Raw genomic sequence first — 23,984 nt, 5'->3', positions numbered from 1 at the left:
TTCCTGGGAGGGCTATTTCTGCTCTCGTAACAATTGAGCGGCGCGGACAGCAAAGTAAGTCAGGATGCCATCAGCGCCGGCACGTTTAAAGGCGGTCAGTGATTCAAGAATCACCGCCTCGCTCAACCAGCCATTCTGGATCGCCGCCATGTGCATGGCGTATTCGCCGCTAACCTGATAGACGAAGGTCGGCACTTTGAAGGCATCTTTTACCCGCAAAAGAATGTCCAGGTACGGCATGCCGGGTTTGACCATGACCATGTCCGCGCCTTCAGACAAGTCCGCACCGACTTCGTGCAGCGCTTCGTCGCTGTTGGCCGGGTCCATCTGATAAGAGGCTTTGTTCGCCTTGCCCAAGTTCGAGGCCGAACCCACGGCATCGCGGAACGGGCCGTAATAGGCGCTGGCGTACTTGGCCGAGTAGGCCATGATCCGCACGTTGACGTGGCCGGCGATTTCCAGCGCTTCGCGGATCGCCTGAATGCGCCCGTCCATCATGTCCGATGGCGCGACCACCTGAGCGCCGGCCTCGGCGTGCGACAAGGCCTGGCGCACCAGTGCGTCGACGGTGATGTCGTTCTGCACGTAGCCTTCTTCGTCGAGAATGCCGTCCTGACCGTGGGTGGTAAACGGATCGAGCGCGACGTCGGTGATCACGCCCAGTTCCGGGAAACGAGCACGCAGAGCGCGAGTGGCGCGCTGGGCGATACCTTCAGGGTTCCAGGCTTGGGCGGCGTCGAGGGATTTGAGTTCTGCGGGTGTGACCGGGAACAACGCCAGTGCCGGAATGCCCAGTTCGACCCATTTGGCGGCTTCTTCAAGCAAAAGGTCGATGGTCAAGCGCTCTACACCCGGCATCGAGGCCACTGCTTCGCGACGATTTTCACCGTCAAGCACGAAGACTGGCAGGATCAGATCATCGACCGTCAGCACATTTTCCCGCACCAGCCGACGCGAAAAATCATCGCGGCGATTGCGACGCAGGCGGGTGGCGGGGAACAAACGGTTGGCAGGGGTAAAGCTCACGGCAGACTCCTGAGCCCGCGCAAACGGGCGAGCGTGACAGTTATAGACGGCCATTATGACCAACAGATGACAGTTGTGTGAGACCTGTGACAGGTAGGCGTATTCCATTCTCAGTGTAGGAATTGTTCACGTCGAGACACATCTCGATACTTTCCTGAATGTGTCCGAAGGGGTAGGCTGCGCGTTCATTTCGCCAGCACCCAGACAATGCTCCAACAATTTCTGCATGACTTCGGCTACTTTGCCCTTTTTCTAGGCACGTTCTTCGAAGGCGAAACCATCCTGGTGCTCGCAGGCTTCCTCGCGTTCCGCGGTTACATGGACATCAACATCGTGGTGGTCGTGGCGTTCTTGGGCAGCTATGCCGGCGATCAGCTGTGGTACTTCCTCGGCCGCAAGCATGGGCGCAAATTACTGGCGCGCAAACCGCGCTGGCAACTGATGGGCGACCGCGCGCTGGAGCACATTCGCAAGCATCCTGATATCTGGGTCCTGAGCTTCCGCTTTGTTTACGGCTTGCGCACGGTGATGCCGGTGGCGATCGGCCTGTCGGGGTATCCGCCGGGACGTTACTTGCTGCTGAACGGCATTGGCGCGGCGATCTGGGCCACTGCGCTGGCCGCCGCGGCTTACCACTTCGGAGCGGTACTGGAAGGCATGCTCGGCAGCATCAAGAAGTACGAGCTGTGGGTACTGGGTGCATTGCTGATACTGGGCGTTGGCCTGTGGCTGCGCCGTCGTTTCAAGAATGCTCGTCTGGCGAAGAAGATCTACGAAGACGAGCAAATCCAGAAAGCTGAATTGGCAAAATCAGCCGAGCCTAAGACGCCAGCCGAGTAAGTCGCAGGCGACACACGTACAGCCCGATGCCACTGAGCAGGCTGTAACTGAGCACGCCAGCCCACACCACCGGGCTGGCCGGCCAGAGCCCAACCAACGGCGCCAGCCACACCAACGCCAGGTTCGATGCCAGCCGCAGCAGCTCGACCTTCAGCGCCCACGGCCGATTCTCCAAGGCCACGCCCAACGCAAACACACCGAACGCCACAGCCCCCCAGCCGAGTATCAACGCGGCGACCGGCAAGCTGCGTTCCAGATTCATCAAATAACTGCCCAGCGCGATATAGACGCCAAACTGCGCCACCACATACCACTGCTGGCGGCTGTCGATCGACACTTCAAACTTGCGGAACTGGCTCAAGTCCGGCTTGTTCATCGGGTACCTGGCTGCGACATCCGCTGGCCGCCACCCGGTGCGCATGAACCAGATCCGCAGCTTGTCCCATTTGCGCTCGGCCCGACGCGCGTCGCTCCACAACTGCGCATAAAACTGCAGATTGGCCCACAGCGGGTTCCAGCTCGCCAACGGCGTGGTCACGCCAAAAATCACCGGTTCGTTGTCGTCCTCTTCCTGAAACGTGCCGAACAACCGATCCCAAAGAATGAACACCCCACCGTAGTTGCGATCCATGTAAAGAGCGTTCTGTGCATGGTGAGCCCGATGATTGGATGGCGTGACGAAGAACCACTCGAACCAGCCAAGCTTGGGGATGTGCCTGGTATGTACCCAGAATTGATAAAGCAGATTCAACGCCGCGACGCTGACAAATACCAGCAGCGGCACGCCGAACACGGCCAGCGGCAGGTAGAAGATCCAGCTCAACAGAAAACCGGTGCTGGTCTGGCGCAACGCCGTCGAGAGGTTGTACTCCTCGCTCTGGTGATGCACCGAATGCGCGGCCCAGAGGATGTTTCGCTCATGGCCCATGCGGTGCAGCCAGTAATAGCAGATGTCATAAAGGACGAAGGCAAACACCCAGACCCAAACGCTGTCCGCCGGCAGCCTGAGCAGCGCCAGATGTTCCAGGGCAAAGGCATAGGTCAACAGCCCCACGCCCTTGGTCAGCAGGCCGGTGGTGGTGGACAGCACGCCGGTGCTGATGCTGTTTACCGCATCGGCCAGGCGATAGTGGCTGACCCCACGCCAACGGTCAGCGATGAGTTCAACCACGATCAACACGAAGAAAAACGGCACCGCATAGAGAATGAAGTCCATGACGCGTCCTGACGGGAAACCTTAGGACAGATCCTAGGCTTAGCCGCCCATTAACCCTATGGCAACGCGCGACAAATTAGTGGACATTTAGCGCCATGAATCTGGAGAGAAACCCATGAGCAAAAAAGTTGCAGTGATCCTGTCCGGCAGCGGCGTGTACGACGGCGCCGAGATCCATGAAAGCGTCATCACCCTGCTGCGCCTCGATCAACGCGGCGCGCAGGTGCAGTGCTTCGCCCCCGACATTGCGCAATTGCATGTGATCAATCACCTGACCGGCGAAGAAATGCCCGAGTCGCGCAATGTGCTGGTGGAATCGGCGCGCATCGCCCGCGGCAACATCAAGGATATCCGCCAGGCCGACGTTGAAGACTTCGATGCCCTGATCGTGCCGGGTGGTTTTGGTGCGGCGAAAAACCTGTCGAACTTCGCCATCGAAGGCGCCGGCTGCACCGTGCAGCCAGACGTGCTGGCCCTGGCCGAGGCATTTGCCGAAGCGGGCAAACCGGTGGGGCTGATCTGCATTTCGCCGGCACTTGCGGCGAAGATCTACGGCCCGGGCGTGACCTGCACCATCGGCAACGATACCGACACCGCCACGGCGATGAACAAGATGGGCGCCAGCCACGAAGAGTGCGTGGTGGGCGACATCATCGAAGACAAGGCGCGCAAACTGGTGACCACCCCGGCTTACATGCTGGCGCAGAACATCAGTGAAGCGGCGTCCGGGATCAACAAACTCGTTGATCGCGTACTTGAGCTGACCCACGAAAACGACGTCTGAGCCTGACTGCAAACGAAATCTGTGTGGGAGCGGGCTTGCTCGCGAAGGTGTCGTATCAGCCAACTTTGAGTTGAATGACTCAGCGCTTTCACGAGCAAACCCGCTCCCACAGGGTCAGTGCAAGACTCAGGTTTTGCGGGTGAGCCGGGTCAGAATCCGGTCCAATGCGTTGGCAAACGCCTGCTTCTCGCGATCACCAAATGGCGCCGGGCCGCCACTCATCTGGCCCTGTTCACGCAAATCGGTGAACAGGTTGCGCACGGCGAGGCGTTCGCCCATGTTCTGCGCATCAAACTCTTTGCCTCGCGGGTCCAGCGCCGCCACACCCTTTTTCACCAGCCGATCGGCCAGCGGAATGTCGCTGCAGATCACCAGTTCACCCGGCACGGCGTGCTCGACCAGATAATCATCCGCCGCGTCCGGGCCGCTCGGCACCACGATCAATTTGACGATGGCCAACCCCGGTTTAATCTGCGGCTGCCCGGCCACCAGCACCACTTCGAACTGGCGCTTGAGCGCGAACTTCACCACCAGATCCTTCGCCGCCCGTGGACAGGCGTCGGCATCGATCCATACACGCATTTTTTAACCTCCAAAAAAATTGCGAGCAAGCTCGCTCCCACAGGATATACGCCATCCATGTGGGAGCGGGCTTGCTCGCGAATGTGAGCGCAGCGAATGCCTTTAAGCGGCGACCCGCTTCTTCTCGGCCATCCGACTGCGGCTGTACAGCACAACAATCGCCACAATCGCCACGACCTGCGCCGTCAGCGAATACGCATCGGCATGAATGCCCAACCAGTCGAAATCAAAGAACGCCACCGGCCGCGTACCGAAGATCCCAGCCTCCTGCAACGCCTTAACGCCATGCCCGGCAAACACCACCGACAGAGCGCACAGCAGCGCAGCGTTGATGCTGAAGAACAACGCCAACGGCAACTTCGCCGAGCCACGCAGGATCACCCACGCCAGACCGACCAGCAGCACCAACGCTGTCGCGCCACCGGCCAGCACCGCGTTGTGTCCGGCAGGGCCGGCCTGCAGCCACAGGGTTTCGTAAAACAGGATCACTTCGAACAGCTCGCGATACACCGAGAAGAACGCCAGGATCGCAAAGCCGAAACGCCCGCCGCCGCCGACCAGACTGCTCTTGATGTAATCCTGCCAGGCCGCTGCATGGCGGCGGTCGTGCATCCACACGCCGAGCCACAACACCATCACGCTGGCGAACAGCGCCGTAGCGCCCTCAAGCAATTCGCGTTGCGAGCCGCTGACATCAATCACATACGCCGCTAACGCCCACGTACCGAGGCCGGCCAGCAATGCCAGGCCCCAACCGACATTGACGCTACGCACTGCCGACTGCTGACCGGTGTTGCGCAGGAACGCGAGGATCGCCGCCAGCACCAGAATCGCTTCCAGACCTTCGCGCAGCAGAATCAGCAGGCCGGAAATGAAACTCAGCGACCAGCTCAAGCCATCGTTGCCCAACAGACCGGCAGACTCCTTGAGCTTGGCCTTGGCCGCGTCGAGACGCTGTTCGGCCTGCGCCACCGGCAAACCGTCCTGTAATGACTGTCGATAAGCCATCAGGGATTTTTCAGTGTCCTTGCGCACGTTGGCGTCGACGTTATCCAGCGAACTCTCGACCAGTTCGAAACCTTCCAGATACGCCGCCACCGACAGATCGTAAGCCTGATCGTGTTCGCCGGCGCGGTAGGCCGCGAGGCTCTTGTCCAGCGTCGCTGCGGTGTAGTCGAGCAACTGCGCTGGGCCACGCTTGACCTGCGGCGGCTGCGCACGCTGGGCGCGGAACGTCGCAGCGGCTTGCGGGCCTTCGGCGATTTGCACTTCGGCCGGAGTCTGGCGGGCCAGATCGGCGATGTTATAGGTTTTTTCGGCTTTGGCGGCCGAGGCATCGGCGCTAAGCCCGGCGACATAAGTCGCCATGTCCCAACGCTGGCGATCGTCCAATTGATCGGCAAAGGACGGCATGTCGGTGCCTTCGACGCCTTGACCGAGGGTGCTGTAAATCGCATACAGACTCATGTGGTCCAGACGCGCGGCCTCGCGCAGGTTAGCCGGGGGCGGCATCAGACCGACACCGGCCGGACCATCGCCGGCACCGGTTTCACCGTGGCACACCGAGCAATGCTGGGCGAAGAGCGGTGCTGCACGCGCCGGATCGGGGGTGATGACCGGCGCCTGGCTGACTTCATAGGCCACGGCCAGCTTCGCACCCAACTGCCGCGCCTGACGGGCAACGTCCGCGCCGTCCTGCCGAGCGGTGACCGCTGCACGCAAGGCGATGACGCCCTGTTCCAGTCCAGCCTTCTCCGGTTTGCCCGGCAACTCTGCGATCAGCCCCTGCAACACCTGAATGAATTCCAGCTGCTCGCGATACTCGGCGTCATCAATGACCTTGCCCGCGTCCACCGTCGGCGGATAGTCGGCACTGATGTAATCAAGCATGTGCAGGGCTTGCGGCGCGCCTTCCACCGTATCGGCCAGCAGGTTGGAGCAACTCAGAGCGCACAACGGGAACAACAGCCAGGCCAGAAAACGGGACGGCGCAGTCATGAACGAATCTCAATTGGTAATACGAAGTAACACATTGTTCACTTCCAATGAGATTCACTCAAGCTTTGTCGGAGCTACGGTCGTTTTTTCAGTGTAACGGTGGCGCCGATGCTCGGTCGTGTCCTTGCATGAACTCGACGAACGCCTGCACCGTGAAGGCGACATGCCGAGACAACCAGCCCCTATACTGCCTCACCTCCAGCCCTTGCCGTTCAAGGAAGAACCTGACTCCATGCGCCGTTGCCTGCCGTTTTTTCTGTTGTTCAGTGCCATCGTGCACCTGAGCGGTTGCGCCGCTTACCGCGATTACGATTCGGAGATGCAGCAGACCATCGATGAGATGGCCAAGGGCGAACTCAACGAAGCGCTCTATCTGCTGAAGCTGCACAATCCCTGGGAAGACAAGGATCTGCTGTATTACCTGGAAAGAGGCGCCATTCTCAGCGCCGGCACGGCCTTGCCGCAAAGTCAGGAAGCCTGGCGCACGGCTGACCGGATGATTTTCCAGCGCGAAGAGGCCAACCCATCCGGCGCCATGAAGCTGCTGACCCGGTTCGGCAACGAAATGGGCACGATGCTGGTCAATGACAAGCTGCTGCGCTACGAAGGCTACGACTACGAAAAAGTCATGCTGACCACAGAGATGGCCCTCAACCAACTGGCGGAAAACGATTTCGACGGTGCGCGCGCCGACATCAAGAAAACCCACGAGCGCGAAACCCTGATTGCGCGTCAGCGGGAACGGCAATACGAAGAGGCTGAAGAGCAGGCCAGGAGCCAGGGAATCACGCTGCATTACAAGGATCTGCAAGGCTATCCGGTCGCCGTCCTCGACGCCCCGCAAGTGGTTGAACTGAAGAACGGCTACCAGAGTGCGTTCAGCCATTACCTGGCGGGTTTCACGTATGAAGCCCTGGGTGAACGCGGCCTCGCGGCGCCAGGTTATCGGCAGGCTATCGAATTGCGCCCGGGTGTGCCGCTTCTCGAAAAAGCCTTGCGCAATCTGGACAAGCCCCCGCCGGCAGCAGATGAAAGCGAGGTTCTGGTCGTTGTCCAGGCCGGGTTTGCTCCGGTGCGCAGTTCGGTGCAAGTGCCGATCCCGGTGCGGCTGAACGAAAACCTGACGATTGTCGCGCCGATCTCGTTTCCGGTAATGGTGCCCGATACGATCACACCTCCTGTTCCGAGTGTGCTCGTCGACGGAAAACAATACCCGTTGACGATGATCAACAGCGTTACTGACATGGCCATGCGTACGTTACGCGATGACATGCCGGCGATCATCTCTCGCGCCATGTTCCGCGCCAACATGGCCGCCATCAGCCAGGCTCAAAAGAATGAACGCGATCCGGCCAAGGCTTCGCTGGTGGTTACTGAACACGATCCTTTCGAAGAGGCGGATACGCGCACCTGGCGCACCCTGCCGGACAAAACCCTGGTCGCCCGGCTACGCCTGAAAAAAGGCCTGCATCGCGTTCGCTTTCCGTATTTCCGTGCAGAGGACGGGTTTACCGTGCGCGTCGATCAGCACCATCAAGTGTTCAATCTACGGGTATTCATGGGCAAGAACTACTACGTGGGGTCAGCGCTGGTGCTACCCGAAGCACCAGCACCTACGAACGTTGGCAGCGCCGGGCAGTAATGGCACCTAACTAACCAGTGAAATTAAAAAGATATTATATAGCCAGCACCGCACGCCTATAATGCCGCGCCCGCGCTATCGCGATGCGGCATTAAAGCTCCTCTGGTTATGAGGAATTGGCAGGAGGCCAACGCCACTGTCGATGGGTCACACCAGCCCGACCAGCATCCGCGGCTGTAGTTACTCCAGGGAAGAAGTACCCCCATGGCATTCCGCGCCCCTACTCTGATCGCGCTCAGCGCTATCACTCTGCTGTCCGGCTGTTCGGCGTTTCGCAACTACGACTCCGAACTGGCCCAGACCAACCAGCAACTAGCTTCCGGCAACGTCGATGCCGCGCTGACCCTGCTGGAAAAGAACAACGCCGGCCCAGACAAAGACCTGCTCTATTACTTCGAAAAAGGTGAATTGCTGCGCGCCAAGGGCGACCTGTCCGGCAGCCAGAATGCCTGGACCAGCGCCGACCAGGTGGTTGGTCAGTGGGAAGACTCGGTCAAGCTCGACACGGGCAAGTATCTGGCCCAGTTCGGCAGTTTCATCGTCAACGACAAAGCGCGCCGCTACGAAGGCTACGACTACGAAAAAGTCATGCTGACCACGCAGATGGCCCTGAACCTGCTGGCGGTCAATGACTTCGACGGTGCACGCACTGCAATCAAGAGGACCCACGAACGTGAAGCGGTGATCGCCGACCTGCGTGACAAGGAATACCTCAAGAGCGAGGAAGAGGCCGAGAAAGAAGGCATCAAGACTCAGTACAAAGACCTGCAAGGCTACCCGGTCGCCAGCCTCGACGCGCCGGAAGTGGTCAGCCTGAAGAACAGCTACCAGAGTGCGTTCAGCCATTACTTGGCCGGTTTCGTCTACGAAGCCTTGGGTGAAAAAGACCTGGCTGCGCCGGGCTACCGCAAAGCGGCCGAACTGCGCCCGAACACGCCGCTGCTGGAGCAGGCGCTGGTCAACCTCGACAAGCCGACCAAGAGCGATGACAGCGACATCCTGATCGTGGTGCAAAGTGGTCTGGCGCCATCGCGCGACTCCATCCGCGTGCCGCTGCCTCTGCCGATCTCCAACAACGTGGTGATCACGCCACTGTCGTTCCCGATCATCAAACCTGACACCTCCACCGCGCCGTTCGCACAGATCGGTGTCGACGGCCAGCAGGTCAACCTGACGGCTCTCAACAGCACCACCGCAATGTCCCGCCGTGCTCTGCGCGATGACATGCCGGGGATCATCCTGCGCACCACCGTGCGTGCGATCACCAAAGGTGTGGCGCAGAAGAAAATCAACGAAACCAATCCGCTGGCCGGTCTGGCCGTCGGTATCTCTTCAGCGGTGCTCGAAGGTGCCGATACCCGTACGTGGCGCACCTTGCCGGACAACACCCAAGTGGTGCGTCTGCGCTTGAAGAAAGGTGAACACCAAGTCACCCTGCCGAGTGCCGTAGGCGGTTCAGTGGTCAAGGTCACTGTTGATCAACGTTATCAGGTGATCAGCCTGCGCGCCGTGGGCAATCAGGTGTTCGCTGGCGGTCTCGCCGCCCACGTGATCCCGAGCGCCGGCGCGACCAACGTCGCCAGCATCAAACAACCTTAAGAACGGAGTCTTTGCATGCACTTCAAACTCATCGCCGTCGCCGCCCTCGCCTTGTTGGCCAGCGGCTGCGCTACCCCGCCACCACCGGAGCCGGGCAGCGCCGCGAGCAAGGTCGTGGCCATGGGCCCGCAGAAACACATCGTCGTCGGCGCCATGCGCGTCGCGCGCGAAAACGGCTTCATGACCGTCAACGTGCAGTTGAGCAACACCCTCAACAGCAACAAGACGTTCTACTACCGCTTCGCCTGGCTCGGCCCGGAAGGTTTCCCGATTGCCGAGGAAGAAGTCTGGAAAAGCCAGATGATGTACGGCGCGCAGACCAGCTTCATCCAGGGCATCGCCCCGACCCCGAAAGCCGTGGACTTCCGTCTGGAACTCAAGACGCCTTAAGCCCTGACCCACTATTCCTGTTTTAGAGAGCATTCCCATGTTTGCACGCTTTTCCTGCATCGCCGTCATCGCCCTGCTGGCCTCCGGTTGCGCCAATACTTCGCCGACCCTGGGCAGCAAGAACATCAGCTACGGCGACACCAAAGCGGTTGAAACCGTGACCAACGAATTCGGTTCGACCGACCTGCAAATGATCGCCGAGTCGATGACCCGCTCCCTGGCCCAGTCCGGCATTCTGCAGGGCCGTCCGGTGGTTCAGGTCTACGACGTGAAGAACAAGACCAGCGAGTACATCGACACCCGCGAAATCACCACCAGCATCAAGACCCAACTGATGAAGACTGGCGTTGCGCGCTTCGCCAGCGACAACAATGCGATGCAGAGCCAGGTTGACCAGCTCAAGCTGCAAAACCAGAGCGGCCTGTACAAGAAGAGCACCGTGGCCAAGACCGGTAACATGATCGCCGCCAAGTACCGCATCGAAGGCTCGATCAGCTCGATCGTCAAGCGCAGCAGCGATTACAAGGACGTCTTCTACAAATTCAGCCTGCAATTGATCGACGTTGAAAGCGGTCTGGCCGAGTGGATGGACGAAAAAGAGATCCGCAAAACCACGGAGCGTTAATCGATGCGCACATGGATCGGCATGATGGCCCTGGCTTGCGCGTTCAGCGTGCAAGCGGCCCCGAAAGTCGCGGTGACGGATCTGGCGTACCAGGAACGTGTGGAGCAATACATCCACATCGTTTCGGCGCAGAGCAATTACCGCGAGGGTTACTACAGCTCCAGCGGTTCTTCGAACTACAACGAGCTCGAAGCGACCACCAGCTACATCGAACAAACCGAACTGCGCAAATTCACTGGCGACATCAAAGGTGAAATCCTGCGCACCGGCATGTTCCAGTTGGTGCAAGGCACGCCGTACACCGCGTCGTCCAAGGGTGATATCTACGACGTGATCAAGCGGATCAAGGCCGGTAACTTCAAGGGCGCCGACTATGTTCTGTTCGGTACCGTATCGGACATCGACTTCACCCAGGACATGAACGAGCTGGCGCACACCGACAGCTATTCGGCCGTGCTGGGCCTGACCTTGGTGGCGGACTTCAGCCTGATCAACACCAAGACCTTTGAGATCACTTCGGCCTTCACGGCGATGGGTGAAGCGCAGGACACCAAACTGGTGAACCACCGCGACATCAAGATCTCGCTGAACCGCCCAAGGGTGGTGCGTGAGGTGTCGAAGGCGCTGGGTGAGGACGTGGCCGGGCAACTGAGCCAACAGCTCGGCGGTGGCGGTTACGAGCAGCCGCGCGAGCCGCAGCCGCGCAACAATCTGCCGCGTGATACCGCGCCGGTGATTTTGCGCTAAAACCCCATGCCACAAATGAAAAAGGCGACCTCAAAAGGTCGCCTTTTTTATGCCTGCGGGGGTTTAAACCGCTGCTTTACGCAACGTCGCCATAAACGCCGCCGCACCGATGAACAGCCCGGCAAACGTGCGGTTCATGCGTTTCTGCTGTTTGGGCGTGCGCAGCAACCGCAGCACTTTCGACGCCAGACCGGTGTAGCCGGCCATGACGATCAGGTCGACGCAGATCATGGTCGCGCCGATCACCAGATACTGGATCAGCAGCGGTGCGTGGGGATTGATGAACTGCGGCAGCACCGCCAGCATGAAAATCAGTGCCTTGGGGTTGCTGATGTTCACCAGAAAACCACGGAACACCAGCGCCAGCGGCTTGCCGATCGGCCGCACCGCCGCGTCATCGCTCATGTCCATGGGCAGCGCGCGCCATTGCTTGATCGCCAGATAAACCAGGTAGGCCACACCAAACCATTTGATCGCATGGAACGCCGTAGCCGAGGCGGTGAGGACTGCGCCGACACCGGCGCCGACAATCGCAATCTGCACTGCGAGGCCGATTTGCAGGCCAAGGGCATTCCAGTAACCGCGCCAGAAACCGTATTGCAGACCGCTGGACATCGACGCAATGGCGCCGGCGCCAGGGGACAGACTGATCACCCAGCAGGCAGCAAAAAACGCCAGCCATGTTTGTAGCTCCATCGCACACCTCGACTCATGCTCGTGACAAATGCCTAAGCTAATGCGGGTTTGAATGGATGACTACCGATTTTTTGCTGAATGTTGCCGGAGCTGCTGAGCACCCCTTCGCGAGCAAGCCCGCTCCCACAGGGGAATGCATTCCAAATGTGGGAGCGGGCTCGCTCGCGAAGGCGTCAGAACATACGCCACGGAATCTACTTCTCGAAACCGCTGGAAGGAAACACATCACTGCCGCGCCAGCGCCGCACCGAGCGCTGGAAGAACAAGCTGTTCGGCACCTGCACCATCGCGCTCCCCGTGCCCAATTCCTCAGCCTCGATCAGCGTGGTGTAAAGCAGATTGATCGCCACCACCCGGCCTTTGACGCCGGGCTTGTCGGTGGTGTCCACCAACTCGACCACATCACCGAGCCGAAACGGCCCGACGGTAAAGATCAGAATCGCGCAGAGCAGATTCGACAGCACACTCCACATTGCGAAGAACGCCACCGCCGCCACCGCGACGAATCCCGACAACGCCGTCCACAACACCGTCGCCGATACGCCAAGGCGCTCAAGCACGAAGATCAGCGCACTGCCCATGATCAGCCAGCGCAAGCCACCGCGCAGCGGCATCAGCAACTGCGGCGGAAACGGATAGCGCTCACCCAGACGGGTCAGGCATTTGGCGACAAAGCGCTGGGCGAGGTAGCCGACCAGCAGGATCAGCAGAATCTGCACGCCGAGCCAGATCGGCTCGACCCACATGGCCGGAAGCGACAGCCTGAACGCGTCCATCAGGACAGCGCCTCCAGCTCCGCCTGCATGCTTTCCAGCGTCTCCAAAGCTTCCATCCACGCCTCTTCCAGTTCGGCTTCGCGCACTTTCAGTTTGGCCTGCTCGGCCAGCAGATCACGCAACTCGTTCTTGCGTGCCGGTTCGTAGATGTCGCTGTCGCCGAGGCTGGCATCGACCTTGGCCAGTTTCTCGTGGAGCTTGCCCAGTTCGGCTTCAAGCTTGTCGGCTTCACGCTTGTGCGGTGCGAGTTGCTGACGCAATGCAGCAGCGGCCTGGCGCTGGGCCTTTTTGTCGGTCTTGTCCGGGTTGACCGGGTTGTTGCTGACCGGCGCGTTGCGCTGACGGTATTCCACCAGCCAACGGGCGTAGTCTTCGAGGTCGCCATCGAACTCTTCGACCTTGCCGTCGGCGACCAGATAGAAGTTATCAGTGGTGCTCTTGAGCAAATGCCGATCGTGAGACACCACCAGTACCGCGCCACTGAACTCCTGCAAAGCCATGGTCAGCGCCAGGCGCATTTCCAGGTCGAGGTGGTTGGTCGGTTCATCGAGCAGCAACAGGTTCGGCCGCTCCCAAGCGATCAACGCCAGGGCCAGACGGGCCTTTTCGCCACCGGAGAAATTCAGCACCGGCTCATCGAGCCGTGCACCGCGGAAGTCGAAACCGCCGAGGAAGTCGCGCAGGGTCTGCTCGCGCTCGGTTGGCGCCAGACGCTGCAAGTGCAGCAACGGGCTGGCCTTGGCATCCAGCGAGTCGAGCTGATGCTGGGCGAAATAGCCGACCACGGTGTTCTCGCCACGCGTCAGGCGACCGGCCAGCGGTTGCAGCTCACCGGCGAGGTTCTTGATCAGCGTCGATTTACCCGCACCGTTAGGGCCGAGCAGACCGATCCGCGCGCCGGGGGTCAGTTGCAGCTTGACCTTCTCCAGCACGGTTCGGTCGCCGTAGCCCAGGTTCGCATCGGACAAATCAATCAGCGTGCTGGAGATCTTGGTCGACTCGCGGAACACGAAGTCGAACGGCGAATCGACGTGGGCCGCCGACAGTTCTTCCATGCGCTCCAGTGCCTTGATCCGGCTCTGTGCCTGACGGGCCTTGGTGGCCTGAGCCTTGAAACGGGCGATGTAGCTTTCCATATGCGCACGTTGCGCCTGCTGCTTCTCGTAGGCCTGTTGCTGCTGGGCCAGACGCTCGGCACGGGCACGTTCGAACGCGGTGTAGCCGCCACGGTAGAGGGTGATTTTGCGCTGATCGACGTGGGCCACATGGTCGACGACTTCATCGAGGAAATCGCGGTCGTGGGAAATCAGCAGCAAGGTGCCCGGGTAACTTTTCAGCCACTCTTCGAGCCAGATGATGGCATCGAGGTCCAAGTGGTTGGTCGGTTCGTCGAGCAGCAGCAAATCCGACGGACACATCAAAGCCTGCGCCAGATTCAGACGCATCCGCCAGCCACCGGAGAAATCTCCTACCTGGCGATCCATCTGTTCGTTGGTAAATCCCAGGCCAGCCAGCAGCTTGCGGGCTCGGGCGTCGGCGGTGTAGCCATTAGCGCTGTCGAGCTCGGCGTGCAGGCGGGCCAGCGCCACGCCATCATGGGCCGCTTCGGCTGCGGTAAGGTCACGCTGCACTTCGCGTAGACGCAGGTCACCATCGAGCACATAGTCGACCGCCAGGCGTTCAAGCGTGTCGACCTCCTGACGCATGTGCGCGATCCGCCAGTCGGCCGGCAGCAGGCAATCGCCCGAATCCGGGTGCAACTCGCCGCGCAGCAAGGCGAACAGGCTGGATTTGCCGGCGCCGTTGGCGCCGATGAGGCCGGCTTTGTGGCCGGCGTGCAGGGTCAGCTCGGCGTCTTCTAGCAGACGTTGCGGGCCACGCTGTAAAGTCAGGTTCTGAAGTCGGATCATAATGGCGGCGGAGTCTACCAGCTTCGCTCACAACTGGCGCGAGTAGCACGATGTCCTCTGACCTGTGGAGCTTTTCCCTTGCCACCTACGCCCGCCCGGGCGTGGAAAACGCCTGCCTGCACATGCAAGCGGCGGGCACCAATGTCTGCTTGCTGCTTTGCGGCCTATGGCTGGAACAACGCGGGGTGACCTGCAGTGAGCAACGCGTGCGGCAACTGCAAATGCTGGTGGAACCTTGGGACGTGGAGGTGGTGCAGCCACTGCGTGCATTGCGCACTCAATGGAAAAGCCTGGCGAAGGAAGATCCGGTGCTCAAGGGGCTGCGCGATCAAATGAAGTCGCTGGAGCTGGAAGCCGAACGGCATCTGCTGTGGCAGTTGGAGCAGGCGGCGCAGAATTGGCCGTTGCATGACGCCCCAGGGTCGGGGGCATGGCTGGAGAGCTTGGCGACAACAGCCGCCAACCTGAACCGCGACGCGCTGCAAAGGCTGCGCGTCGCGGCAGCCGGCACTTAGGAAGCGCTGGTCGGGTTGTTGGTGCTGCTCGACGCAGCGGCTGGCGCTGGTGCAGTCGTGGTAGTCGAAGCACTGGCGGCCGACGAGGCCGGGGCTGCCGGTGCAGCAGGCTTGGCAGCCGGAGCGGTTGCCGGTTTTACAGCGGCTGGTTTGGCAGCAACTGGTTTTTTCACGGCAGGCTTGGCGGCCGATTTGGCTGCTGGCTTGACGGCAGCAGTAGCCGGTTTGGCGGCGGGTTTAACTGCTGGTTTTGCAGCTGGCTTGGCGGCGGGTTTCGCCGCAGCTTTGGCAACTGGTTTGGCGGCTACCGGTTTAGCGGCAGTCCTGGCAGCCGGTTTACCAGCGGTTTTTACCGCCGCTTTGGCAGCCGGTTTAGCGGTTGATTTTGCCGCTGTGGATTTAGCTGGAGCAGCTTTGGCAGCGGCTGGTTTTACAGCGGCTTTTGCAGCAGCAGTTTTGGCCGCAACTGGTTTTGCAGCAGTCGGTTTTGCAGCAGTAGTTTTAGCCGCCGTTTTTGCAGCGCTTGCCGCAGCCGGTTTTTTCGCCGCAGGCTTCGCAGCCGTTTTCACAGGTGCTTTTGCAGGTGCTTTTGCAACTGGCTTAGCTACCGGCTTTGCAGCGGGTTTGGCAGCAGCCGTTTTCGCCGGTGCTTTGGCAGCAGCAGGTTTGGCTGCTGCTTTCTTCGCAGGTGCTGCAGCAGGCTTCGCGTCACGGGATGACAGAACCTTGCTCACTGCTTCTTGCACACGGCCAACACCCTGGGCCAATTTCAGGCTTTCCTGAGCATCGCGCTTGAGTTGCAGAATGTAGTTGCGAGTGTCGGACTGACGTTCTTTCAGAGCATCGAGCAGTTCTTCGAGCTCTTTCACTGCGCCTTTGGCTTTGGTCTGTGCCTTGGCTTTACCGGCGGCGGCGGCGTCCTGCAATTTGGTGCGCGACTTGTGCAGTTTTTCTTGCGCCTTGCCGCGTTGCTTTTCCAGTTTGGCGAGCAGTTTTTCAGCATCAGCCAAGGCTTGGGAGCAAGCGTTTTCCAGATGCTCGAGCAAGCTGCCGGCGAGTGGTGGGCGTAAGGGGAGCGGCGGGGGTGCAGGCTGCGTGGTGGCCGGCCTGGGTGACCTCCTGGCTGACGTGAGTGCGGCTCATACTAGACCTCTGCTGCTACCGCCGCTAGGTCATCTTGACAGTAAGGAAAGCGCTGCGTTGCACCGAATTGAAAATGTTCTGCATTAAGTCAAAAGCAGTTCACCGTTGCAGACGTTCGCGCTGGCATAATCCACCGCATCTCAGGTCGGAGAGTGCCTATGTCGCGCTACCTTTTTTTATCCCTCTGCATGATTTTTTCAGCGGCCCACGCCGACGAAAAAACCACCGCGAACGACGCTCATGATCTTGCCTACAGCCTCGGTGCCAGCCTGGGCGAACGCTTGCGCCAGGAAGTCCCGCAGTTGCAGATCCAGGCGCTGGTGGACGGCTTGCAACAGGCCTATCAAGGCAAGCCGCTGGCGCTGAGTGAAGCGCGGATCGAGCAGATTCTGGCCGATCATGAATCGCAGAATGCCGAGCACGCCGCGATGCCTACGAGCGACGCCGCGATGGAAAACGAGCAGCGCTTTCTGAGCGCCGAAAAAGCCAAACCGGGTGTGAAGGAACTCGCCGACGGCATCCTGCTCACCGAGCTTGCGCACGGCACCGGCGCCAAGGCCGGTCCCGATGGAAAAGTGCAGGTGTTGTATATCGGTCGTTTGCCAGACGGCACGGTGTTCGATCAGAACACTCAGCCGCAATGGTTCAACCTCGACAGCGTGATTGCCGGTTGGCGCACCGCTTTGCAAAACATGCCGGTGGGCTCCAAATGGCGACTGGTGATTCCATCGGATCAAGCGTATGGCGCCGATGGTGCAGGCGACTTGATCGCGCCATTCACACCACTGGTGTTTGAAGTCGAATTGCGCGGTGCGACGAGCTGATCAGGCATAAAAAAACGGTGCGCTTTGGGCGCACCGTTTTTTATTGAAAAAGCCAATCAGGCCTGAACCGGATCTTCTGTTTTGTGTGCGGTATGCAGCACTTCAATCAGGCAGTCTTCCAGCTCGAAGCGTTCGTGAAGCAGTCCACCGAGTTCCTTGAACTTCTCTGCAACGCATTTACCGTCATCGCAAAGATCGTTGAACGCGAGGAGTTTTTCAGTGATGACATCGATGCGCGGATAGATCGTTTCGGCGAGTTCAAGGCCGCGAGTGTCGCCAAATGCCTTGGCCTCACCGGTCAACTGTTCGTAGATTTCGAAGTGTCCAGCCGATACGTAGTCGACCAGCACGCCGCAGAATTCCTGCAAGGGCTTGCGATTCTCGGATAACGCCTGGGGCTCAGCGCCGAGCTTGTCGTAGGCGCCAATCAGCTCCTCACGCTCTTGCAACCAGCGGTCGATCAGCAGATGAACTCCACCCCAACGTTCCTGAGCATTCTGACAACTTTCGAGCATGGCGATCTCTCTTCCCTTGTGGGTCATGCTGCTCTACACCCGCGTCCCGCTTTTGGTTTTGACTTGGGGGACGGCCGGGCAGAGCGTCATCGAGCAACATAAATCCAATGACACGTGGGGGCCAGATTATGCCCGCACGCCTATGGCTTCAAGGTACGCAGGAGATAAAGTTCATACAAGTGTTTAATCCCTGATCAGCTTCCGGTGCGACGCTTCGCCGCCCGGCGGTCGTTGCAGAGCATTCCAGACCAGTCGCAACAATTGATAAACGGCAAGAATCGACACCGCTACAAAGAACAACAAACTCCACTCCGGGATACTCAGATCGAACAGCGTCCAGGAAATTTCGGCGCAATCGGCACCGCCGTTAAACATCTTTTGCAACGCGCAGATCCACGGCAAACCGTTGAACATCGTTTCCGGCGGCGGGGCACAATTGAGCATTTGCAGCACAGGATCACTTTGAATCAATACCTGCCGCCAGGCCGCTGTGGTGCCCCCCAGACTTGCGCCCAGCGCAAACAGCCAGTAAAGCCACAGACCGACACGTTTGGGACCGTGCACCGCCGCCAGACCACAAGAGGCGCACAGCAGCGTGAGGAACAGCCGCTGCACCAGGCATAGACTGCACGGCGTCAGGCCGACCGCGTATTCAAGATAATAGGAAGCTCCCAGAGCAAAGGCCCCCGCAGTGAAAGCCATGAAGAACAAGGAGCGTGAGCAGGCCAACGACATGGCTTTTCCGTAACAGTAGAGACAGACGGTTACGGTAGAGGAAAGCGTGTCAGCCTTTCAAGGCAACGCCCTGCCGACAGTTCACCAGATGTGTAGGGAAAACCCGACAGGTTCGAGAGGAATAGGTGCAATCCACTGTAGGACTTTGCCCCTGACGCGCCTTGAAGTTAAATTTTCGGTCGCCAAACGGGAACGAGGGAGCGACCTCCCTCGTGACTTCAGACGTGCGCCGGGACCGGAAGCGGCGCGGCCAGCAGGCGCTCGTCCAGTAGACCCAGTCCTTCCTGAAACAACTGATTGCTGCGATCAGTGTCGCCCAGTTGCGCGAGCAAGCGCGCCAGTTCCGCACAGGCTTCCGGATTGCGCTGCACACGCAGGCTGCTTTCCAGATAATCCCGCGCCTTCCCCCATAGACTGGTTTGCAGACACAGACGCCCCAACGTCAGGAGCAGACCTGGATCGTTCGGATGATCCTTGAGCCAGCCTTCAGCGGTTTGCAGTTGACGCGCCGGATCGCTGCCGCGAACCAGGCCATAAAGACGTGCCAGATGGCTGTCGTAATTGCGCTTTAGGGCCGTACGCAGTACTTCTTCTGCCTCCACCTGAGCACCTAGCTGACGCAATTGCTCGGCGTAAGCCAACACCAGCGGCGACTCCTGGCGCTGCGCCGAAGTCAGTTGCTGCCAGGCGCGATTGAGGGACTGCAGGCCAACGGAGCCGTCCTCTTCGCGCTGCGCGGCCAACGACAGATTCTCACCCCAGGCACGGCGTTCCAGTTCAGCCAGTTCGGCGCGTGGCAGGACTTTGTCCTTGCGCAGTTCAGGCAGCAATCGAATCACCGCGGACCATTCGCCGCGCTGTTGATACAGGCGCTGCAACTGGCGCAGCGTCTGCACATTGTGTGGATGACGCTCGTGCATCGCTTGCAATGTCACCAGCGCGCCATCGGTATCGCCGCGGTCGGTCTGCAACTGTGCATGACTCAGAGCAATCGCCAGCTCAGCTTGTGGCTGACGCTCCAGAGCGCGCTCCAGCAGACGATCACAATCCTCGTAATTGCCTTGTTCGTTGGCCGCGCGGGCAGCACCGAGATAGTAGAGCAGAGGCTGGCGTTCGGCTTCGGCGGCACGATACAAATGACGCTGAGCGCTGGCCCAGCGACCTTCTGCCAGATCCAGTTGGCCATGCTCGATTGCCACCTGTATCCGCCGGCTGCGGTTGCGCCGCGACCATGGATTGACCACGCCACTGGACGTCATGACCAGCTCGACCAACGCCTTGATGCCCCAGACCAGCAACCACAACACCGCGATCAGCGCCAACGTCGCCCACAGACTCGACTCGTAGCGGAAGGACTTGTAGGCCACCAGCACGTAACCGGAATGCTCAGCAATCGCCAAGCCCAATGCTGCCGTCGCGGCGATCACCAGAAACACGATCACATACAGACGTTTCATGGTGTGGCCTCCTGCGCGGTGTTGGCGGCAGGTTTGGCGAAGGGTTTCACCGATTCCTCGGCGTTGACATTACGCCGCTCCAGATAGGCTTGCACCGCACTCAGGGTGCCGGTCAGATCCGGGGTGTTGACCGTGACCGGTTCCTTGCTCAGCTCGGCAACCTGCTCAAGCATCACTTTGCTTTGCGGATTGTCCGGGTTGAAGTTGCCGTGCAACACGTCCCGCGCCTCGGTCAGCGCCTGGGTGTACACCGGCGCCTGACCATTGAGCGCCGCCCACTGCGCCTGTTCCAGCGCCAGGCTCAGAGCCAGGCGCACCTGACTCAGACTCTGCCCGGCCAGCAGTGGCTTCACATTCTTGTCAGCGTTGAAATCAATACGAATGTAGCGAGAGACCTCATCCCACCACTGTGCCCAGCGACTGGCGCCGTCACCATCGGCCGTCAGACCGAGCAGCGACTCGCCGCGATCCTTGTACTCCGGCGCCAGTTCGGTAAGGCCGATAACCTGATCACGCAGCGCACCCAGACGCAGGAACAACCCGGTGCGATCCGGCTGCTCGGTGCTGCGCAATGCGACGAGGGTTTTCGCCACTTGCTCACGAGCAGCGAAAGAGCCGGGGTCGTTTTGCTCGCGAAGAATTTCGTCGGCGCCCTGCACCAGGGCTTGAGCGCTGCTGATGTCCTGCAACGCCGAAAGACGCAGGCTGGCCAGACGCAGCAGGTGTTCGGCCTCGGCCAGACGCCAATCCTTGCGACTGGCGCCAAGGACGGTTTCCAGACGTTGACTCAGTCGTTGCTGATCACCCTGAAGCTGAGCCACCAGACGCTGGCGATCAGCAAGTTCGTCGGCGCCCGGCAACTGCGCGAGACGCTCGCTCAGCCGCTGCTCGCTGAGCTTCAGGCTCTGCGCCTGATCATTCAACGCCTGGACCTGACCCGACTGCTGCTCAGTGTTGGTTTGCAGGTGACGCACCTGCCAGACACCCCAACCACCGATCGCGACACCGGCAGCACCGAGCAACAGGGCGACGATGGCCAGTCCATTGCCTCGGCGCGGCTCTTTGGCCGGCGGTGGAGTTTCAACCTGCTTTTCAAGCACAGGCTGGACGTCATCTTTAGGCAAGGCTGTTTCGCTCACGTATCCATCCTTTGCATTAGAAAACGGGCACGGGATGCTCCCGTAGCGCCGTCAGCAAAGCCGCGGCACTCGCGCCGCGACAATCCACAACTGTTTGGGCCCCGGCGGCAACTGCCAGCTCGGCGACCCTTGGGCTTGGAACAAACAACGGCAACTGCGCAATCGCAGGCCATGCATCACCGGCCATCCGGCGCAGATGCTCAAAACCCTGTCCACTGCTGACCACCAGCCCATTCAAGCGTTCCGCTTCGATACGCCACGACAACGCTTGCGGCGCATACGCTGGTAGATCGCGTCGATACAACTCCAAGTACTCGACACTAGCACCAAGCTCGCGCAAGCGCTCGGCGAGCAGCTCGCGGCCGCCCTCCCCACGCAAGATCAAAACCTGCGAACCGGGCCGGGCCACAGCTTCACCCAGACGCGGCAATTGCAGCAAGGCTTCGCTGTCATCGCCTTCTGCCGGGAAGCTCACATCGAGGCCGTGATCCTTGAGAATCTGCGCAGTCGCCGCACCGACGCTAAACCACGGCATCGCCAGAGACTGCATGCCATGGGCCTTGAGCAGATCCACTGCAATTCGTGCCGCCGGTTTGCTCACCACGATCACCGCGCTGCAACCGGGCAGCCGCGTAATCGCCTGACGTATTTTGTCAGAGACCGGCAGCGGTGCAATTTCCAAAAGCGGCAGGCAATTGCTGAAAACCCCCTGCGCGGCCAACGCCTCGGCGAGCGCCGCACAGTCATCGGCAGGGCGCGTCAGCAGCAGGCGCCAACCAGTCACTCGTGACCTGCCTCGCCGTACACCGCTTTGAGAATGTCAGCGGCACCCTGGCTGAGCAGGTCTTCAGCGACCCGCACACCCAAGGTTTCGGCATCCGCGCGCGGCGCCCGGGCTTCGGCGCTGAGCAGCTTGCCGCCGCTCGGTTCGCCCACCAGACCACGCAACCACAATTGCTCGCCTTCGAGCACGGCGTAGCAGGCGATCGGCACTTGGCAGCCGCCATTCAAATGTTTGTTGAGTGCGCGTTCGGCCGTGACACGCGAAGTGGTATCGGCGTGATGCAGTGGCGCCAGCAAAGCGTGAATTTCAGTATCGGTGCTGCGGCACTCGATGCCGACCGCGCCTTGGCCACCGGCCGGCAGGCTGTCATCGACACTGATGGCCGACGTGATGCGGTCTTCGAAACCGAGTCGAATCAGCCCCGCCGCCGCGAGGATGATCGCGTCATACTCGCCGGCATCGAGCTTGGCCAGACGAGTGTTGACGTTGCCGCGCAGGAAACGGATTTCCAGATCCGGGCGGCGGGTCAGCAACTGCGCCTGACGACGCAGACTGGAAGTGCCGACGATGCTACCGGCTGGCAAGGCATCAAGACTGGCATAGGTATTGGAAACGAAAGCGTCGCGCGGATCTTCACGCTCGCAGATACAGAACAGTCCCAGACCTTCAGGAAAGTCCATCGGCACGTCTTTCATCGAATGGACGGCGATGTCGGCTTCGTTTTCCAGCAGCGCGGTTTCCAGTTCCTTGACGAACAGGCCCTTGCCGCCGATCTTCGACAGCGGCGAGTCGAGCAGCTTGTCGCCGCGACTGACCATGGGCACCAGCGTCACCAGCAGACCCGGATGGGCCGCTTCCAGACGGGCTTTGACGTATTCGGCCTGCCAAAGGGCCAGTGCACTTTTTCGGGTGGCGATGCGGATTTCGCGAGAAGACATGGATCAATCCGTACTGAATAGATACGGCGGATAATAACAGCTCAGTCAAATCCACTTTGACTTGAATCAGAAACGGCGCGGCCTCCCTGGCCTGCGATGCCCGGTAAAGAGAAATGTGAACCACCCGGAAAGGCCAGGTTACAGGCCCTGCATCATTTTGCGCACACCCGCCACATGCCGGCGGCTGACAATCAGCGCGTCGCCATTGAGCCCTTTCAGAAAGAGCTGAAAATGCCCCAGCGGCGTGCGTTGCAGACGTTCTATTCGGTCACGGGCAACCAATGCGTTACGGTGGATGCGCACAAAGCGTTCACCGAATTCGTCTTCAAGGGCTTTGAGCGGTTCGTCCAGCAGCACTTCGCCAGACTCGTGGCGCAAGGTCACGTATTTGTGGTCGGCGATGAAATAGACCACCTGATCCAGCGGGATCAGTTCGATGCCTTTGCGGGTGCGAGCGCTGATGTGACTGCGCGGGCCGTTGCCACTTTCGGCTGCGGGACGGGTCAGGGCCGAGAGTTGCGCCCGGTTGGGACGTTCTGCCCGTTTCAGGGCGTCATGCAAGTGTTCGGTTCGCACAGGTTTCACCACATAGCCCACGGCGCTGGCCTGCAGGGCTTCCACGGCAAATTCATCGGGACTGGTGCAAAACACCACGGCCGGCGGCGTTTCTCGTTCGCACAAACGGGCAGCGACCTGCAGGCCGTCCAGGCCCGGCATGCGGATATCGATCAGCACGATATCCGGTTTGTGGCTGTCGATCAGTGCCAACGCCTCTTCGCCATTCGTGGCGCTGGGCTCCAGGACTGTATAACCCTCAAGCTCGCTCACCATTCGGCTGAGGCGCTCGCGAGCCAGTGGTTCGTCATCAACGATCAGGACATTCATATTGCGCTGGATTCCTGCGTGAGTCTCGCACAAGGATAGCGTAGACAGGTGGAGTGACGTCCGTCACCGCGATCCACGCTAAGACTAGTCCGAGCACCAAAAAGTGCCGTACGTCGGCCAGCAATATTTGCCAGTGTCCGGGTCGTACTGCTCAAAGCCCGCTGTTTCCCGCGTTTTTCACGCCGTTTGTCCAAGGACAATACACCCACCCCTCTTCT

23 protein-coding genes and 2 pseudogenes are annotated in these 23,984 nt (G+C 60.1%); 9 read left to right on the top strand and 16 right to left on the bottom strand.

Features of this window, described 5'->3' with window-relative positions:
* Positions 1-12: 12 nt before the first annotated feature.
* The gene (hemB, locus tag ACIOU6_RS09530) at positions 13-1,026 is read right to left on the bottom strand and encodes a porphobilinogen synthase (protein ID WP_221730810.1); all 1,014 of its coding nucleotides are present in this window, start codon (positions 1,024-1,026) and stop codon (positions 13-15) included.
* 207 nt (positions 1,027-1,233) lie between these two features.
* Between hemB and ACIOU6_RS09525 the strand changes: the two genes are divergently transcribed.
* Complete coding sequence (locus ACIOU6_RS09525; protein ID WP_221730811.1) at positions 1,234-1,866, top strand: DedA family protein; 633 nt, start codon at positions 1,234-1,236, stop codon at positions 1,864-1,866.
* Here the strand turns inward: ACIOU6_RS09525 and ACIOU6_RS09520 are convergent.
* Positions 1,847-3,082, bottom strand: coding sequence for a sterol desaturase family protein (locus tag ACIOU6_RS09520; protein WP_401135664.1), 1,236 nt, complete (start codon positions 3,080-3,082; stop codon positions 1,847-1,849). The two genes, ACIOU6_RS09525 and ACIOU6_RS09520, sit on opposite strands and share 20 nt — an antisense overlap.
* Before the next feature lie 115 nt (positions 3,083-3,197).
* Between ACIOU6_RS09520 and elbB the strand changes: the two genes are divergently transcribed.
* The gene (gene elbB / locus ACIOU6_RS09515; protein WP_401135661.1) at positions 3,198-3,866 is read left to right on the top strand and encodes an isoprenoid biosynthesis glyoxalase ElbB; all 669 of its coding nucleotides are present in this window, start codon (positions 3,198-3,200) and stop codon (positions 3,864-3,866) included.
* A 126-nt stretch (positions 3,867-3,992) separates the two neighbouring features.
* Here elbB and ACIOU6_RS09510 read toward each other — a convergent pair whose 3' ends face one another.
* Positions 3,993-4,448 (bottom strand): YaiI/YqxD family protein, encoded by a 456-nt coding sequence (locus tag ACIOU6_RS09510; protein ID WP_221730814.1) that lies wholly within the window; start codon positions 4,446-4,448, stop codon positions 3,993-3,995.
* Between the two features lie 102 nt (positions 4,449-4,550).
* Positions 4,551-6,446, bottom strand: a complete 1,896-nt coding sequence (locus tag ACIOU6_RS09505) for an FTR1 family protein (protein WP_401135659.1) — start codon at positions 6,444-6,446, stop codon at positions 4,551-4,553.
* A gap of 232 nt (positions 6,447-6,678) precedes the next feature.
* Here ACIOU6_RS09505 and ACIOU6_RS09500 point away from each other — a divergent pair, with 232 nt between their 5' ends.
* The 5 genes from ACIOU6_RS09500 to ACIOU6_RS09480 all read left to right on the top strand — a co-directional run bounded on the left by ACIOU6_RS09500 (position 6,679) and on the right by ACIOU6_RS09480 (position 11,449).
* Complete coding sequence (locus ACIOU6_RS09500) at positions 6,679-8,088, top strand: COG3014 family protein (protein WP_401135657.1); 1,410 nt, start codon at positions 6,679-6,681, stop codon at positions 8,086-8,088.
* A 204-nt stretch (positions 8,089-8,292) separates the two neighbouring features.
* The gene (locus tag ACIOU6_RS09495) at positions 8,293-9,687 is read left to right on the top strand and encodes a COG3014 family protein (protein WP_401135655.1); all 1,395 of its coding nucleotides are present in this window, start codon (positions 8,293-8,295) and stop codon (positions 9,685-9,687) included.
* A gap of 15 nt (positions 9,688-9,702) precedes the next feature.
* Entirely contained in the window at positions 9,703-10,077 is a 375-nt protein-coding gene (locus ACIOU6_RS09490; protein WP_221730817.1) for a YcfL family protein, read from the top strand.
* Between the two features lie 37 nt (positions 10,078-10,114).
* Entirely contained in the window at positions 10,115-10,702 is a 588-nt protein-coding gene (gene lpoB, locus ACIOU6_RS09485) for a penicillin-binding protein activator LpoB (protein ID WP_039757415.1), read from the top strand.
* Between the two features lie 3 nt (positions 10,703-10,705).
* Positions 10,706-11,449 carry a penicillin-binding protein activator LpoB gene (locus tag ACIOU6_RS09480; RefSeq protein ID WP_221730818.1) on the top strand — a complete coding sequence of 248 codons (744 nt, stop codon included), beginning with the start codon at positions 10,706-10,708 and terminating at the stop codon, positions 11,447-11,449.
* Between the two features lie 63 nt (positions 11,450-11,512).
* Here the strand turns inward: ACIOU6_RS09480 and ACIOU6_RS09475 are convergent, their stop codons facing one another.
* The 3 genes from ACIOU6_RS09475 to ACIOU6_RS09465 all read right to left on the bottom strand — a co-directional run bounded on the left by ACIOU6_RS09475 (position 11,513) and on the right by ACIOU6_RS09465 (position 14,831).
* Entirely contained in the window at positions 11,513-12,145 is a 633-nt protein-coding gene (locus ACIOU6_RS09475; protein WP_221730819.1) for a LysE family transporter, read from the bottom strand.
* A 194-nt stretch (positions 12,146-12,339) separates the two neighbouring features.
* Positions 12,340-12,921: a mechanosensitive ion channel family protein gene (locus ACIOU6_RS09470; RefSeq protein WP_221730820.1), complete on the bottom strand. Its 582-nt coding sequence runs from the start codon at positions 12,919-12,921 to the stop codon at positions 12,340-12,342.
* A complete protein-coding gene (locus ACIOU6_RS09465; protein ID WP_221730821.1) occupies positions 12,921-14,831 on the bottom strand; it encodes an ATP-binding cassette domain-containing protein in 1,911 nt (636 codons plus the stop codon). Before ACIOU6_RS09465 ends, ACIOU6_RS09470 begins: the two co-directional genes overlap by 1 nt.
* A gap of 50 nt (positions 14,832-14,881) precedes the next feature.
* Here ACIOU6_RS09465 and ACIOU6_RS09460 point away from each other — a divergent pair, with 50 nt between their 5' ends.
* Positions 14,882-15,346 carry a TIGR02444 family protein gene (locus ACIOU6_RS09460; RefSeq protein WP_221730822.1) on the top strand — a complete coding sequence of 155 codons (465 nt, stop codon included), beginning with the start codon at positions 14,882-14,884 and terminating at the stop codon, positions 15,344-15,346.
* On the opposite strand, the pseudogene ACIOU6_RS09455 reads toward ACIOU6_RS09460, so the two are convergent.
* A pseudogene (locus tag ACIOU6_RS09455) lies at positions 15,343-16,449 on the bottom strand (AlgP family protein); the annotation flags it as partial. The gene ACIOU6_RS09460 and the pseudogene ACIOU6_RS09455 overlap by 4 nt on opposite strands.
* 198 nt (positions 16,450-16,647) lie before the next feature.
* Between ACIOU6_RS09455 and ACIOU6_RS09450 the strand changes: the two are divergent.
* Entirely contained in the window at positions 16,648-17,313 is a 666-nt protein-coding gene (locus ACIOU6_RS09450) for an FKBP-type peptidyl-prolyl cis-trans isomerase (RefSeq protein ID WP_221730824.1), read from the top strand.
* A 56-nt stretch (positions 17,314-17,369) separates the two neighbouring features.
* On the opposite strand, the gene rsd is transcribed toward ACIOU6_RS09450, so the two are convergent.
* The 8 genes and pseudogenes from rsd to ACIOU6_RS09410 all read right to left on the bottom strand — a co-directional run.
* A complete protein-coding gene (gene rsd, locus ACIOU6_RS09445) occupies positions 17,370-17,828 on the bottom strand; it encodes a sigma D regulator (RefSeq protein ID WP_221730825.1) in 459 nt (152 codons plus the stop codon).
* Positions 17,829-18,011: 183 nt separating this feature from the next.
* A complete protein-coding gene (locus ACIOU6_RS09440) occupies positions 18,012-18,563 on the bottom strand; it encodes a disulfide bond formation protein B (protein ID WP_221730826.1) in 552 nt (183 codons plus the stop codon).
* 218 nt (positions 18,564-18,781) lie between these two features.
* Entirely contained in the window at positions 18,782-20,020 is a 1,239-nt protein-coding gene (locus tag ACIOU6_RS09435) for a heme biosynthesis protein HemY (RefSeq protein WP_221730827.1), read from the bottom strand.
* On the bottom strand, positions 20,017-21,159 hold the full coding sequence (locus ACIOU6_RS09430; RefSeq protein ID WP_401135647.1) for a uroporphyrinogen-III C-methyltransferase: 1,143 nt from the start codon (positions 21,157-21,159) through the stop codon (positions 20,017-20,019). The genes ACIOU6_RS09435 and ACIOU6_RS09430 overlap by 4 nt, the downstream gene beginning before the upstream one ends.
* Before the next feature lie 16 nt (positions 21,160-21,175).
* Positions 21,176-21,943, bottom strand: coding sequence for a uroporphyrinogen-III synthase (locus tag ACIOU6_RS09425; protein WP_401135644.1), 768 nt, complete (start codon positions 21,941-21,943; stop codon positions 21,176-21,178).
* Positions 21,940-22,881, bottom strand: a complete 942-nt coding sequence (hemC, locus tag ACIOU6_RS09420; RefSeq protein ID WP_401135641.1) for a hydroxymethylbilane synthase — start codon at positions 22,879-22,881, stop codon at positions 21,940-21,942. The genes ACIOU6_RS09425 and hemC overlap by 4 nt, the downstream gene beginning before the upstream one ends.
* Before the next feature lie 138 nt (positions 22,882-23,019).
* On the bottom strand, positions 23,020-23,766 hold the full coding sequence (locus ACIOU6_RS09415; RefSeq protein ID WP_221730831.1) for a LytTR family DNA-binding domain-containing protein: 747 nt from the start codon (positions 23,764-23,766) through the stop codon (positions 23,020-23,022).
* A pseudogene (locus tag ACIOU6_RS09410) lies at positions 23,763-23,903 on the bottom strand (sensor histidine kinase); the annotation flags it as partial. The gene ACIOU6_RS09415 and the pseudogene ACIOU6_RS09410, both read right to left, overlap by 4 nt.
* Between the last annotated feature and the right edge of the window lie 81 nt (positions 23,904-23,984).

This window comes from Pseudomonas sp. NPDC087615 (assembly GCF_044743445.1).
Classification (GTDB): Bacteria; Pseudomonadota; Gammaproteobacteria; order Pseudomonadales; family Pseudomonadaceae; genus Aquipseudomonas; species Aquipseudomonas baetica_A.
Note: the sequence above shows the minus strand (reverse complement) of the source record. Positions and strands in the feature narration are given on the sequence as shown.

What these genes read in the sequence shown, in the direction of transcription:
- ACIOU6_RS09525 (WP_221730811.1), top strand. Translation starts at nt 1,234, where the DNA reads ATGCTCCAACAATTTCTGCATGACTTCGGCTACTTTGCCCTTTTTCTA.
- ACIOU6_RS09520 (WP_401135664.1), bottom strand. Translation starts at nt 3,082, where the DNA reads ATGGACTTCATTCTCTATGCGGTGCCGTTTTTCTTCGTGTTGATCGTG.
- elbB (WP_401135661.1), top strand. Translation starts at nt 3,198, where the DNA reads ATGAGCAAAAAAGTTGCAGTGATCCTGTCCGGCAGCGGCGTGTACGAC.
- ACIOU6_RS09510 (WP_221730814.1), bottom strand. Translation starts at nt 4,448, where the DNA reads ATGCGTGTATGGATCGATGCCGACGCCTGTCCACGGGCGGCGAAGGAT.
- ACIOU6_RS09505 (WP_401135659.1), bottom strand. Translation starts at nt 6,446, where the DNA reads ATGACTGCGCCGTCCCGTTTTCTGGCCTGGCTGTTGTTCCCGTTGTGC.
- ACIOU6_RS09500 (WP_401135657.1), top strand. Translation starts at nt 6,679, where the DNA reads ATGCGCCGTTGCCTGCCGTTTTTTCTGTTGTTCAGTGCCATCGTGCAC.
- ACIOU6_RS09495 (WP_401135655.1), top strand. Translation starts at nt 8,293, where the DNA reads ATGGCATTCCGCGCCCCTACTCTGATCGCGCTCAGCGCTATCACTCTG.
- ACIOU6_RS09490 (WP_221730817.1), top strand. Translation starts at nt 9,703, where the DNA reads ATGCACTTCAAACTCATCGCCGTCGCCGCCCTCGCCTTGTTGGCCAGC.
- lpoB (WP_039757415.1), top strand. Translation starts at nt 10,115, where the DNA reads ATGTTTGCACGCTTTTCCTGCATCGCCGTCATCGCCCTGCTGGCCTCC.
- ACIOU6_RS09480 (WP_221730818.1), top strand. Translation starts at nt 10,706, where the DNA reads ATGCGCACATGGATCGGCATGATGGCCCTGGCTTGCGCGTTCAGCGTG.
- ACIOU6_RS09475 (WP_221730819.1), bottom strand. Translation starts at nt 12,145, where the DNA reads ATGGAGCTACAAACATGGCTGGCGTTTTTTGCTGCCTGCTGGGTGATC.
- ACIOU6_RS09470 (WP_221730820.1), bottom strand. Translation starts at nt 12,921, where the DNA reads ATGGACGCGTTCAGGCTGTCGCTTCCGGCCATGTGGGTCGAGCCGATC.
- ACIOU6_RS09465 (WP_221730821.1), bottom strand. Translation starts at nt 14,831, where the DNA reads ATGATCCGACTTCAGAACCTGACTTTACAGCGTGGCCCGCAACGTCTG.
- ACIOU6_RS09460 (WP_221730822.1), top strand. Translation starts at nt 14,882, where the DNA reads ATGTCCTCTGACCTGTGGAGCTTTTCCCTTGCCACCTACGCCCGCCCG.
- ACIOU6_RS09450 (WP_221730824.1), top strand. Translation starts at nt 16,648, where the DNA reads ATGTCGCGCTACCTTTTTTTATCCCTCTGCATGATTTTTTCAGCGGCC.
- rsd (WP_221730825.1), bottom strand. Translation starts at nt 17,828, where the DNA reads ATGCTCGAAAGTTGTCAGAATGCTCAGGAACGTTGGGGTGGAGTTCAT.
- ACIOU6_RS09440 (WP_221730826.1), bottom strand. Translation starts at nt 18,563, where the DNA reads ATGTCGTTGGCCTGCTCACGCTCCTTGTTCTTCATGGCTTTCACTGCG.
- ACIOU6_RS09435 (WP_221730827.1), bottom strand. Translation starts at nt 20,020, where the DNA reads ATGAAACGTCTGTATGTGATCGTGTTTCTGGTGATCGCCGCGACGGCA.
- hemC (WP_401135641.1), bottom strand. Translation starts at nt 22,881, where the DNA reads ATGTCTTCTCGCGAAATCCGCATCGCCACCCGAAAAAGTGCACTGGCC.
- ACIOU6_RS09415 (WP_221730831.1), bottom strand. Translation starts at nt 23,766, where the DNA reads ATGAATGTCCTGATCGTTGATGACGAACCACTGGCTCGCGAGCGCCTC.